Genomic DNA, 12,584 nt, shown 5'->3' on the forward strand with positions numbered 1-12,584 from the left:
ATAGTAATTATCTTTAAAACATATAGAGTTCCATATAAAAAAGCCACAATACATAATACTTGTGGCTTTAAGAATTTATACAATTATATAAATTCATCTCCTAATATAAACTTTAAAGCTAATTTACTTTTATATAATTTTATACTTAGTATTATAACTTTTTATCTAATTTATTATATACAACAACCCCACAAATAAATTGAAATAAAATAAGCAATCCAAGAACAATTAAAACCCACTTACTTATTATCATTACAGAGAATACTCTCAATACAGAAACAATAACTATAAGAATTACGAAAATATAAGACATGATTTGGTTAGTAATTCGTCCAGATTTATCACGTAACATAATTCTTCTTTCATCATTCATCTCTATTCTTTGATTCTCTAGCCTTTCTTCATATTCTACAGATTTTTCTGGCTTACTCCAATATATATATTGAAAAATCATACATACCCCGGGCCCTAAAGCAGCTCCAGATAATCCCCAAATTAAAGCCTCAAATGAAAACTCTGTAAATATAGCCAATAAAACAAGTAGAATTCCACAAACAAAATATCCAACTCCAATGTATAATCTGCTCTTTTTCATTTTTACTCCTCCTCATAAATAAATATTTCTTCAATATTCATATCAAAATATCTTGCTATCTTAAAAGCTAATATGATAGAAGGATTATATCTACCATTTTCTAATGAACCTATAGTTTGTCTTGATACTTGCAAAGCAGATGCTAGTTCTTCTTGCCTTATACCTCTCTTTTTTCTTATTTCTTCTAATCTATTTTTCACCTTTTTCTCCTTTAATATCTCATTAATGTAAAGTCTACTTTCCATAATTATACAACTATTTTCCTCTTATGTAAAGTTTACTTTCCATCTATTCAAAAAAATTAACAGACCTTTTTAAGTCTGCAATTTTAAAATATTATGTTATTAATTAACTTTAATGTTGTTTCCTAATTGGAATCCAAACTTCTGTAGTATAATTAGGAGCATTGACATTACCATTAGGATAAAGTTCAATATCTGGCAAATTAGCATATGCATATCCAGAGCTTGGTAACCATTCCGTAATAATTCTTTTTTGTAATTCTTGTATTGCCAAAGCATTTGGCATTGGAGATACACATTCAAATACTGCCCATGTACCTGATGGTATATAGTATTCATATGTATTTTCTAATACAGACTTATCTGTTGGAGCAGCAATATAGTAATCTAAATCTTTACCATTAGTACATATACTAACTCCTAGCAATCCTTGAGGCTTGTTATTTATCAATTCTGAAAGTTTATCAATTGTTCCATTTTTTATGGATTTAGCCCACAACTTAGGAACTTTATCAAAACACTCTTCTACAATCATATTCATACTTTCTTTTATACCAACAATACGAAATCCTTTCTTTTCTACAATACGATATTGCATTTCTACATTCCCTTTCACATAAATACTCAGTGTCATCTTAGGATATGCTTTTAAAACAACTCCCTTTGCCCTAGCTGCCGACGGAGAAATGCCATGTATATTTTGAAAAGCTCTATTAAAAGATGTTGGTGAATCATAACCATATTTCTCTGATAGTTCTAAAATTTTAATGTTACTATTCTGTAGTTCAAATGCCGCTTTAGTCATACGTCTTCGTCTAATATATTCAGATAATGGTACATCTGCAATATATGAAAACATTCGTTGAAAATGAAAGGTTGAACAACATGCGATTTTTGCTGCTTCTGCATAATCTACTCCACTTTCAAGATTATCTTCAATATAAGTAATAGCTTGATTTAATTTATTTATCCATTCCATTTGATATTACCTCCAAGCAAATTATACAATCTAATAAAATAATATACCTCTCTATTCATGCACAAAATTGTAAGCATTTAAATTCATAGGTATTTTTTTATTCATAGCTATAATGAATAAAAAAGTTGTATTACACAATAAAAAAGTTCAATAACATTATATTATAGAATGTTATTGAACTTTTTATAAAAATTAATTTAAGTGTAGTTAAATTAAGTATTAAATTATCTTATATATTACAGTATCCAACTATTTTATAATCTTCTGGTACTTTGTAATCTTTGTCTGGAGTACCTAAATTCCACTTCAATTCAAACATAGTTGCACTTATTATTGTTGCAAAGTAAAGCATAACAATACCCACATCTATTTTTTCTTCATATAGACTAGTATGCCCATCTTTTCTAACAGCTAAAACTACAACGCCTCCATCAACTATAAATCTCCATGGCTGTCTGTTTAGTGTAGATGGTGCTAATCTTGCATAGTGGAATGCCTCAAGAAGTGCTCTTTCTTCTAATACTTCTATACTTGCATCATTTCCCCATTCATCCATGTAAACTACATCTTCTACACCAAGTCTAGAAGAACCATTGTCTAATACAACTTGCATATCAGATTTTGAATAATTTTCGCCAGTCTTTGTAGCGTTTAGTACTTTAGTATTACTTACATTTTCGCCATATCCAATTGCTATAATTCCTGTTACTTCTTTATCTGAATCAATTCCAAGTTTCTCTCTTACTTTTTTGCCATCTTCAAAAGTAACCCAACAAGAGCCTATTCCAAGTTCTGTCACTTTAAAAATTATACTTTCTCCTATGTATCCTGAATTTTCAATATAGTTATCTTTTACATCAGATAATATGATAATATAACTTGGAGCATCTATCATATTTCCCTTATATCCTGCCACTTTATCTAAATTGTCAAAAACTTCATTTCTATTCATAATTCTTATGTCAACATCTATTTCTGGAACTAGTTTCTTGCAAGATTCTGAGTATTTCTTAATGTCACTAAGATATTCCTCTTTAATATCTGTGTTCTTGTACTCTCTAACAGACTTTCTATTTAATATGATTGTTTTATAATTCATAATTTTATCCTCCCCAAACTAGTATATTATTAATTATATACCCATTAATATGATATTTTACTCATTTACTTAACAAATAATAATTACAATTTTGTAATCATTATTTATTAATAATATTCCACTTTTACATTAATAATGACCAGTTGCGCAAAATCCATTGCCAACCTTCAAATAAACACATATTATAAAGGTAATATAAAATAAACAAACAAATCTTAACAAAAAATTAAACTTTTTTTACACGAAAGAAGGCTTCCCGTTGCCTTCTTTATTTTTGCAAAAAATAAGCTGTTCCTAAAATGATTTCACATTTTGAAACAGCCAAGTTATTTTATAATGACAACTATAATTTGAGGATGTGAGGGAGAGTTGTCATTATAAATTTAGGGTAATTATATTATGTTTTAAGCTAGTTCTTTCTATATTTATATAATACATTTTATATGTGAATTTTATATGAGATTTGTATAAATGATATATGAAATTACGTATATTTATTATATTAAATCTTATTATTGCATTTTCCACAACAATACTCATATGTCTCCACATTATTTGGAATATTTACAAATACAAATTCTTTACAGTTCTCACAATACTTCAATATAGATATAGTTCCACAAGTGTAACATTCAAATGTCACACAATCCTCATTTTCCTCTACTATCTCAAACTTTTTACTGTGTTCACCACACTCTGGGCACTTGTGATTATTTACATTCATAAATACTCCTCCTTATTAATATAGTTAAAAACATGTCAGAAACTTAATTATTGTATTCTATATTACTTAGTATATATTCTATAATAAATCATATTCTAATATAATAAAACAAATTAAATAAAAAAAAACCATAAATTTAAAATTTATGGATTAATTCTTGTAATGATAACTCTATTTGAGGATGTGAGGGAGGGTTATCATTACAATAGGGTATTATATTATGGTTTTTAAGCTAGTCTTTCTATACTCTATATAATACATATGCTATATGAATTTTATATGATTTTTACATAAATATTTTATGAAATTTAAATTTTTTAGTCATTTTAAAATTTGTAAAAAGTTCTCTAAAAATCCATAACATCATAAATAACCAGCATTTAAGTAAAAAATCATAAAAAAATTTATCCAATAATTTTAACAAGTTATATCACCTCATTATAATTATTGACATAAAATTAAATAAACAGTCTATAAAACTCTTATAAAATATACTTTTAGTACTTATTGATACACAATCTCTAATTTATCAATCTTATCTTGCATCTCTAAGAAAATCTCTTCAACCGAATTGTTAAATATATTACCTAAATAGATTCTTTTATCTTTTTGAAGTGAATAAGATTTTACACTACCATCAGAAGAAATGTACAAATGACTCCATTCTGCACCATATTTTGAAAATCTTTCTTTTGTATCTTTAAATCTCATATCTTCTATCTTTATTGCTTTTCCCCTATCCTCTCTTACTACTGTATGCCCTCTTTTTATCAGACTAGTTATTTTTATATCTTCTTTTAATCTAACATGTGCATTATCATTCTTTGAATATACTTTCCAGATTACTTTATGACGATAATCATCTAATTCTTTTATCAATCCTCTATCAATAGTAAAGCTCTCCTTAGTTACCACAATCAAATCAAAATAGTCTAGCATATATTGAAATATTTCTCTCATATTTTTATTTTTTAAAATATCTTCACCAATAACTTCTATAAATCTACAACCCTTTTCATGCATACACTTTAATAAACTTATGATTTCAGAAAAATATTTACTTGTACTATTGTCACCATCCATCTCTATCGTAAAATATAAAGGAGTAAGATATACTTTATTTCCTGTTATCTCAAAAACACTTGATAATGGTTGTACTTCATCTTCAAAAGTTAAATATACGTTCTCATAAAACCTAAAGAATTCTATAACATTTTCTTTCATATTAAGTATATTTCTATATCTGTTGGATAATATATTTATTACATCTTCAGTGGTATTTTTCCCATCACATTCTGCCAATACGACAATTTGATTCCAAGTTAAGCTATCCACATTTCCTATGCTTTTTTCATATCCATTTGCTTCATCATAAATTGGTCCAATTATAAGGTTCTCCTTTGGCCACATATGAACCCTGGTTCCATCTTTTAGTTTTGGATATTTATTTCTTACAGATTCATAAAATCTACTTATATCACACATGATTCTTCTATCCCCCCATATTTTAAACATTCTATGCTAAAAATAGCACTTTATTTTTATTAATTCAACATTTATTCAAAATTGGTCATCGTACATGTTTAACTGGATTTAACATCAACTTTATCTATATGTTATTGATGCTTATATACAAATTATTATTCATTAGATTTCAATATAATTTTGACTATTTCTGGTTTACAATTAAGTCTAATTAGAACTTTTGAGCCTCCCAAGCCTTTATTTAAAATCATAGTACTATTATCTTTTTCATATTTACCCCAGTCATACTTAGGAAAAAATTCTCTATTTGGAGATAATACACCTCCAATAAAAGGTATCCTTATTATGCCACCATGAACATGTCCAGCTAAAATTAAATCTGCTCCCCATTTTGCATATTTTTCAAAGAAAAATGGTGTATGAGCTAAAAGTATATTATACTCATTTTCATTTATCTTCCCTAAATTATCCTCTATAAAATTGTCATTTAATTCTAACTTTTTATTATTGCCAAAAAAATATGGATAGCACTCTAATGGTATAATTAAACCATATAAATTAAGATGACTATCTCCTCTATCTATTCTTACAGACTCATTTTCCATGTTTATTATTTTTTTTGAATATAACTTTTTAAAATAGTCTTTATATAAATGCTTGTACTTTTTTATCAAAGATTTTTGTTCATGATTTCCAATTATATGATATACTTCATATTTTTCTACTAGATTGTCTATTAAATCTAGTGCAACTTGAAAATTTTTATTTTCTCCATCAACTAAATCTCCTGTTATAAATACAGCATCTGGATTTAAGGAATCAATTTTATCTATCAATACCTTATTATTTTTTTTATCAAACACCTTATTATGTAAATCACTTACTTGAACTATTTTAAAATCATCAAACTCTTTTGGAATTTTTTCATTAAAAATAGTATATTCTGTCGTTTCTATATGCTGAGTTTCATATTTATACAGAATATACAATACCACTAATACTAATACTGTCAATAAAACCTTTATAATCATATTATCTTCCTCTTTATTCTATTTTGTTAATATTATTATAATGCTTTTATGTTTTTTTTTAAACAGTAACATTAATACATATATATTTTTTCCAATATTATAAAAACAAGTCATCCTTTTCTAAAATTATAATTTATTTTAGAAAAGGATAACTATAAAATTATCTATAAACTTCTATATTATGAAATATAGTTTTTCCTTTATTTAAATTTTTATATATATGCTCTAAGGTTCCATCAAATCTAATAGAATGTCCAGACTCCAAAATATAAGTTTTTCCATCAACATTAAGGTCAAGTTTTCCTTCTATTACAAGTACATACTCTTCTAAAACATGACTGTGTGTAGATGAAACATGAGTACAATTCTCTTCAAGTTCAATTATGAAGAGTTCAAACCTCCTTTGAGGGCTGAAAGGATATATTGGATATAACTTCATATTCCCTTTCTGTTCAATAATAGGTTCTACCTCTTCTTTTTTTATGACTTCATAAGTATTTGTGTTTTCACTTAATAGTGTTGTAAAATTTATTTTAAATCCAGATGAAATTTTCCATAAGGTAGATACTGTTGGGCTAGATTCCCCTCTCTCAATTTGACCAAGCATTGCTTTACTGACACCTGTCATCTTTGAAGCTTTATCTAAACTTATGCCCATTTCTTGTCTTAATAACCTTAAATTTTCTCCCACATTAGGAAATTTATTATCCATGTTAAAATCCTCCTGATAGCTTATTTGTATTCTATGATTTTTACTCCTGTAAGTTCTACTATCTCTTTTAATTTTAACATATGATTATTACAAATTTCATCAAATTCATATATATAATCCTCAAGCCCTAATGCCTTATATTTATCAATTCCAAATTTATGATATGGAAGTAATTCCATCTTTCCCTCTGGAACATTTTGTTTTACAAATAATGCAGTATTTCTTATATTTTCTTCACTATCATTAACTCCACAAATAATTGGAACTCTTATAACCATAGATTTATTTAGCTTTGAAAGCTTACATATATTCTCCAATATAATTTTATTACTTACTCCTGTGTATTCCTTGTGAACATTGTCATCCATCGATTTTATATCTACAAAAATATGGTCTATTTTCTCAAATACATCATTCACTTTATTCCAATCAAAGTATCCACAAGTTTCAATTGCTATGTTTATACCTTTATTATAAAATACATCCACTAATTCTCTTAAAAAATCAATTTGAAGTGTTGGCTCTCCTCCAGAAAAAGTTACTCCTCCATTGGACTCAAAGAAAAATATAAAATCTTTTTCAACTTCCTTTATAATTTCTTCAACTGTCATTTCTTCAGTCATTATACAGATAGCATCTTTAAGGCATACCTTGACACATTCTCCACATAAATTACACTTACTATTTATTTGAGCTCTATCAAATAGTGAGCTTATATTTTGAGGACAAACATCTATACATCTATTACAAGATATACATTTATCTTTCATGACGCCTAATTTGACTATATTACTCCAAGAGTCTGGATTAGAACACCACTTACACTTTAATTTACATCCTTCTAAAAATATAGTAGTTCTTATACCATCTCCATCATTTACTGAAAAATGTTGCACTTTTACAACTCTGCCTTTTTTACTCATAATATACCTCATAATTAAAATTTACTATGTGCATTTCTAGCTATTATAGCATCTTGCATTTCTCTTGATAAATTAACAAATTGAGTGCTATATCCAGCAACTCTCACTAGTAAATCTTTATATTCTTCTGGATTTTCTTGAGCCTTTAATAGAATATCGTTTGATATTGTATTAAATTGTACATGGAATCCTCCTAGAGCAAAATATGATTTTACCATAGATGATAGATTTCTAAGTCCTCTTTCTGTTTCCACTAAATCTTGATTCAGTCTTAAGTTTAAAAGAGTTCCACCAGTATGAACATCATGATTTATTTTTGATGCAGATTTCATAGCTGCTAGAGGACTTGTTGTGTCAGTCCCAACGAATGGAGAAACACCTTCTGTCAAAGGTTTTGTTGCTTTTCTTCCACATGGAGTTGCACCTACAATTTTTCCAGTTGGCACATAGTTTGATATTCCCATAAATGCACTATTAAATTTTGAACCAAATATATCTTTATATTTTCTAGTTTCTGTATAATAAAAATCAGAAACTTCAATTGCTAATGAATCTACATAATCATTATCATTTCCATACTTAGGAACATCAAGTGCAAGTTTTCTTAAATCTTCATAACCTTCCCAATCATTGTTTAGTGCTTTTGTTAACTCTTCTAGTGTAGTAACTTTATCTTCAAATACTAATTTTTTTATGGCTGCTAGTGAGTTTGAAACCACTCCTAGCCCTATACCAGTTAATACAGGCCCTATATTATATTTTGCTCCACCTTTACTTAAATCAGTACCTTTATCTAAACATCCATCTACACAAGTAGACAAAAATGGTCTTGGTACCATTTCTTTATGAATTTGTTGTGCAACAGTAGTTCCTATAACAGAATTTTTGATAAGGTATGCTAATTGCTTTAAAAACTCATCTTTAAGTTCTTCAAAAGAAGTAAATTCTGTGATACTCTTTGCATCTAACCCCATTGTTTCTCCAGTTAATCTACTTTTACCTTCATTCATGGCATATTCTAAAGCTGCTGCAAAGTTTATATTTACTGCTGAAGTCCATTGCCCTGTTTTTCTAAAATGAGGAACTACACAACCACAATTACTCCAGTCTCTTGCATCTTCTGCATCATATCCATCTTGTAATAACATTTGTGCCCCTGCACTATCACTGTGTATAGCAGGGAAACCAGTCCCTTGTTTTACTAGTTTTGCAACTGCCATAACGAAATCATCTGGTGCTCCTTGGCTTATTCTAACACTTAAACCTGGCTGATGAGTTTTTACACTTTCTGTAGCCTTTAAACACATATATGAAATAGCATTTGTTCCATCAGTACCATTTCTCTTTTTGCCACCAACAGTAAGATTTTGGAATTGATTATATCCTGCAAAATAATTGGCTGTATTTGCTGATATAGTCCATACCCATTCTGACAACTTAATCCAAAGAGCTTCTATTAGTTCCTGAGCTTCTGATTCAGTTATCTTACCTTCTTTAGCATCATTTTCATAATATGGATACATATATTGGTCAAATCTACCTAAATTTAATGCTAGAGGATTTTCTGATAAAACACCACCTAATTGTACAAACCATACAAATTGTATTGCTTCATAAAAACTAGTTGGAGGATTTGCTGGTACATTCATACATATTTCTGCTATTTTTAAAAGTTCTGCTTTTCTTTTTTCATCTGTTTCAGATTCACTCATTTCTTTTGCAAGATTTGAATATCTATTTGCCAGTGTCATAATAGCCTCTGCTACTATAGAAACAGATTTGTAGAAATCTATTTTTTCAATATTTTCTGAAATTGATATATCTAATTCTGCTATTTTTTTATCTGCATCTTCTTTAATTCCTTTGTATCCTTTTACAAATAGTATATCTTGATAATCTGGTGTTACCTCACCAACTGCCTGTCTCCACTTAGAGTCATTGTCTATTATACCTGTATCTACCAATATCTTAGCTGTATCTTCTGGGATTCTTGCTAAAAAAACTTCTTCCAAAGATTTTCCCTTCCAATATGGGAATATTTCTTTTCTTATAAATTCTATTTGTTCTTTTGATATTACATATGGGTCTTGAGTTCTTTCGTCAAAAGTATCCATTTCTTTATCTACCCATTGCCAAGAAAATTCTGGTGTCAATATACCTGTTCTTCTAAACTTACCTGCTGTCCCAACAATTAATTCATTTTCAAATATTTTTATAGGAAGTCCTTTACATGTCTCTAAAAAAGCTTTAGCTCTTCTTATACATATAGCTTCTCCCTCAGTTTTTTTATGCGATTCTGTAAAAATTCTAGCCCTTTCACAACATATCATAGGCTTAGAATTAATGTATTCTTGTCTAAATTCTTCTATTCTATTAGTTTGACTCATTTAAAATCCCCCTTTAGATAAATATCTATTATCTTTTTGTATGTTATAACATACTTTAATTATATTATACTGTCCTTTTACATAAAATGGAAGCACAAATAATTTATATATAATCTATTTCTATCTTGTTATGAATTTTTATAGTAAACTAATATACTAATGATTTGAAATATAAAATTTGTATAGTCCAACTAGTAACTTAATCATCCCAACTGTCAGTATCTTGATTCAATGGTATGTATATATTCAGCATGAACTTATCCTTATTATTTTCAAATAATAGTTCTCCATTATATTTTTGCAAAGACGATTTAATACTCTGAATTCCTATTCCATGCATAAATTTATCCATTTTATCTGTCAATAATATACTTCTATTTATAGTAATAGAATTTATCTTACTATTTTCACATTTAAGTACAAAAAATGACTTCGTTATAGTTCCTTTAATTTTGATATATTTATTACTATTTTCATCCATGATTTTATCACATGCTTCTATAGCATTATCTAAAATATTAGAAAAAATGCTTGAGACATCTATAGGCTTCATAAAATTTATTTTTGAAAAATTTATGCAGCAATTAAATTTAATTCCCTGTTTTGCACATATTTCGCTCTTTTCGTTAATTATAATGTCTAGTATCATATTTCCTGTATTATAAATATATTTAAATGATTTAATTTCATCTTTTAAATTACTCACATATTCATCTATTTCTTCACTATTATTTTTGAGATTCTCTACACAATAAATATGATTATTTATATCATGGTAAAGCTTCCTAACCTTCATATGGGATTCTTGAATGGCTAAATAATGTGCATATTGCATCTCTAACTTATTTTTTATTAATTCATTTTGAGATTTTAATCTATTTTCTTTTATTATTTCTTTAAATACTAGTATAAGAAGTATACTACTAGCTCCTATTAACTTTGGATTCACAAAATTATCAAAATAATATCCTTCCGAATATAATGACCCAAACCGTTCTAATTTCTTTAATATATAATTTGTGAATACATTAGTTGTATTAGCTAATAAAGCAAATAATAAATATACATAATTTCTCTTATCCTGAGTAATTGATTTTATATACTTTCTAAAAAAATAAAATACCATGTATATAAGAATCATTATTAAGTTACTATATATATGAATTTTTATATAATCTAGTTGAGATGCTAATAAATATTCCTTAGACGATATGACATTACCTGTAATCACAAAAAATAGTACCCTATATACAACATCGTTTAAACATTCATAATATACACTGAATAAATAAAAGAAAACAGTATACTTAATAATACTTATCTTGTAAAAATAATTATAATATACTCCCCATACAATAAATGCTACAATAGGAAATAAATAGTTTATATTATTAGAATATTTTCCTTCATTCAATAATCTAGTTACTTGAAGCATAGTATAAATTAAGAACAACAGAATACAGAATATTATTTTTTCATTTTTTTTATGCTCTTCTTTGTAAGTTAATACATCTTTCATTATAGTAAATCTTATAAATATAGATAAAATTAATAATAGCTCAGTCATGAAATTTAACATATTGTATCACCAAGAAATCTCAAAAACTTCTCCTTAACCTCTTTATACCTATATCTACTAATAGGTACTTCCTCACCACTTTCCAATATTGCAATATTATACTTTATATTTTCAACATGGCTTAAATTTACTATAAAACTTTTATGGCATCTTATAAATCTAGATAGATTTAATTCTTTTTCTATTTTGTTTAAGCTATATCTTATATAAAAATTTTTATTTATAGTGTGTATTAGCATCTCTTTTTTTTGAACTTCTATATATTTAATTTCATTTAAATAAATCTTGTATGTGTTTGACTTATTTTTTATTATGATATAACTATCCTTGTTTGTTTCTATATCTTTAATACAGGTCAACATATGTTTTTTTAATTCTTCAAATTCTATCGGCTTTAGCAAATATCTATAAGCTCTTACCTCATATCCTTCTTGTACATAGTCTATCAAGGAGGTTATAAATATTATTTCCATTTCACTACCCATTTTTCTAATCTTTCTTGCAGTATCCATTCCATTTAGTTTTTCCATCTTTATATCAAGAAATAGTATATCTATGTCTTTTAAGTTGTTTTCAAGTAACTCTTCTCCAGATAAATATTTTTTTATTTCATATTCTATACTTATATTTTTTAATATATTCTCAATATAATCTACTATTAAAAGTTGAGTTTCTTTTTCATCTTCACAAACTGCTATATTAATCATAAAATTCCTCCTTGCACGATTTTTAATTAATACAGTTAAAATATTTGAATTAATTTACTCAGATGTGATTTTACACATCTGATACTTTAGAATAACATTTTCAAATTATTTATATCAATAC

General features: G+C 26.9%; 12 protein-coding genes. All 12 read right to left on the bottom strand.

What is annotated here, in order from left to right:
- Positions 1-151 precede the first annotated feature (151 nt).
- Positions 152-595, bottom strand: a complete 444-nt coding sequence (locus KGF38_RS06415) for a hypothetical protein (protein ID WP_054269648.1) — start codon at positions 593-595, stop codon at positions 152-154.
- A gap of 2 nt (positions 596-597) precedes the next feature.
- Positions 598-795: a helix-turn-helix transcriptional regulator gene (locus tag KGF38_RS06420; RefSeq protein WP_054269647.1), complete on the bottom strand. Its 198-nt coding sequence runs from the start codon at positions 793-795 to the stop codon at positions 598-600.
- Between the two features lie 154 nt (positions 796-949).
- Complete coding sequence (locus KGF38_RS06425; protein ID WP_227832267.1) at positions 950-1,816, bottom strand: AraC family transcriptional regulator; 867 nt, start codon at positions 1,814-1,816, stop codon at positions 950-952.
- A 229-nt stretch (positions 1,817-2,045) separates the two neighbouring features.
- Entirely contained in the window at positions 2,046-2,915 is an 870-nt protein-coding gene (locus tag KGF38_RS06430) for a nitroreductase family protein (protein ID WP_054269645.1), read from the bottom strand.
- A 502-nt stretch (positions 2,916-3,417) separates the two neighbouring features.
- Positions 3,418-3,639, bottom strand: coding sequence for a hypothetical protein (locus KGF38_RS06435; protein ID WP_054269644.1), 222 nt, complete (start codon positions 3,637-3,639; stop codon positions 3,418-3,420).
- Between the two features lie 504 nt (positions 3,640-4,143).
- Complete coding sequence (locus KGF38_RS06440) at positions 4,144-5,124, bottom strand: SPASM domain-containing protein (RefSeq protein ID WP_054269643.1); 981 nt, start codon at positions 5,122-5,124, stop codon at positions 4,144-4,146.
- A gap of 155 nt (positions 5,125-5,279) precedes the next feature.
- Positions 5,280-6,155 carry a metallophosphoesterase gene (locus KGF38_RS06445; protein WP_054269642.1) on the bottom strand — a complete coding sequence of 292 codons (876 nt, stop codon included), beginning with the start codon at positions 6,153-6,155 and terminating at the stop codon, positions 5,280-5,282.
- A 160-nt stretch (positions 6,156-6,315) separates the two neighbouring features.
- The gene (locus KGF38_RS06450) at positions 6,316-6,867 is read right to left on the bottom strand and encodes a helix-turn-helix domain-containing protein (protein ID WP_054269641.1); all 552 of its coding nucleotides are present in this window, start codon (positions 6,865-6,867) and stop codon (positions 6,316-6,318) included.
- Between the two features lie 20 nt (positions 6,868-6,887).
- Complete coding sequence (locus KGF38_RS06455; protein WP_074178840.1) at positions 6,888-7,790, bottom strand: glycyl-radical enzyme activating protein; 903 nt, start codon at positions 7,788-7,790, stop codon at positions 6,888-6,890.
- A gap of 14 nt (positions 7,791-7,804) precedes the next feature.
- Entirely contained in the window at positions 7,805-10,177 is a 2,373-nt protein-coding gene (locus KGF38_RS06460; protein ID WP_054269639.1) for a glycyl radical protein, read from the bottom strand.
- A gap of 199 nt (positions 10,178-10,376) precedes the next feature.
- Entirely contained in the window at positions 10,377-11,756 is a 1,380-nt protein-coding gene (locus KGF38_RS06465; protein ID WP_054269638.1) for a sensor histidine kinase, read from the bottom strand.
- The gene (locus KGF38_RS06470; protein WP_054269637.1) at positions 11,750-12,463 is read right to left on the bottom strand and encodes a LytR/AlgR family response regulator transcription factor; all 714 of its coding nucleotides are present in this window, start codon (positions 12,461-12,463) and stop codon (positions 11,750-11,752) included. Before KGF38_RS06470 ends, KGF38_RS06465 begins: the two co-directional genes overlap by 7 nt.
- Positions 12,464-12,584 lie beyond the last annotated feature (121 nt).

The sequence above is a fragment of the Clostridioides sp. ZZV14-6387 genome (assembly GCF_020657835.1).
Lineage (GTDB): Bacteria > Bacillota > Clostridia > Peptostreptococcales > Peptostreptococcaceae > Clostridioides > Clostridioides difficile_A.

Coding starts and splice junctions, on each gene's coding strand:
- KGF38_RS06415 (WP_054269648.1), bottom strand. CDS start 595: ATGAAAAAGAGCAGATTATACATTGGAGTTGGATATTTTGTTTGTGGA.
- KGF38_RS06425 (WP_227832267.1), bottom strand. CDS start 1,816: ATGGAATGGATAAATAAATTAAATCAAGCTATTACTTATATTGAAGAT.
- KGF38_RS06430 (WP_054269645.1), bottom strand. CDS start 2,915: ATGAATTATAAAACAATCATATTAAATAGAAAGTCTGTTAGAGAGTAC.
- KGF38_RS06435 (WP_054269644.1), bottom strand. CDS start 3,639: ATGAATGTAAATAATCACAAGTGCCCAGAGTGTGGTGAACACAGTAAA.
- KGF38_RS06440 (WP_054269643.1), bottom strand. CDS start 5,124: ATGTGTGATATAAGTAGATTTTATGAATCTGTAAGAAATAAATATCCA.
- KGF38_RS06445 (WP_054269642.1), bottom strand. CDS start 6,155: ATGATTATAAAGGTTTTATTGACAGTATTAGTATTAGTGGTATTGTAT.
- KGF38_RS06450 (WP_054269641.1), bottom strand. CDS start 6,867: ATGGATAATAAATTTCCTAATGTGGGAGAAAATTTAAGGTTATTAAGA.
- KGF38_RS06455 (WP_074178840.1), bottom strand. CDS start 7,790: ATGAGTAAAAAAGGCAGAGTTGTAAAAGTGCAACATTTTTCAGTAAAT.
- KGF38_RS06460 (WP_054269639.1), bottom strand. CDS start 10,177: ATGAGTCAAACTAATAGAATAGAAGAATTTAGACAAGAATACATTAAT.
- KGF38_RS06465 (WP_054269638.1), bottom strand. CDS start 11,756: ATGTTAAATTTCATGACTGAGCTATTATTAATTTTATCTATATTTATA.
- KGF38_RS06470 (WP_054269637.1), bottom strand. CDS start 12,463: ATGATTAATATAGCAGTTTGTGAAGATGAAAAAGAAACTCAACTTTTA.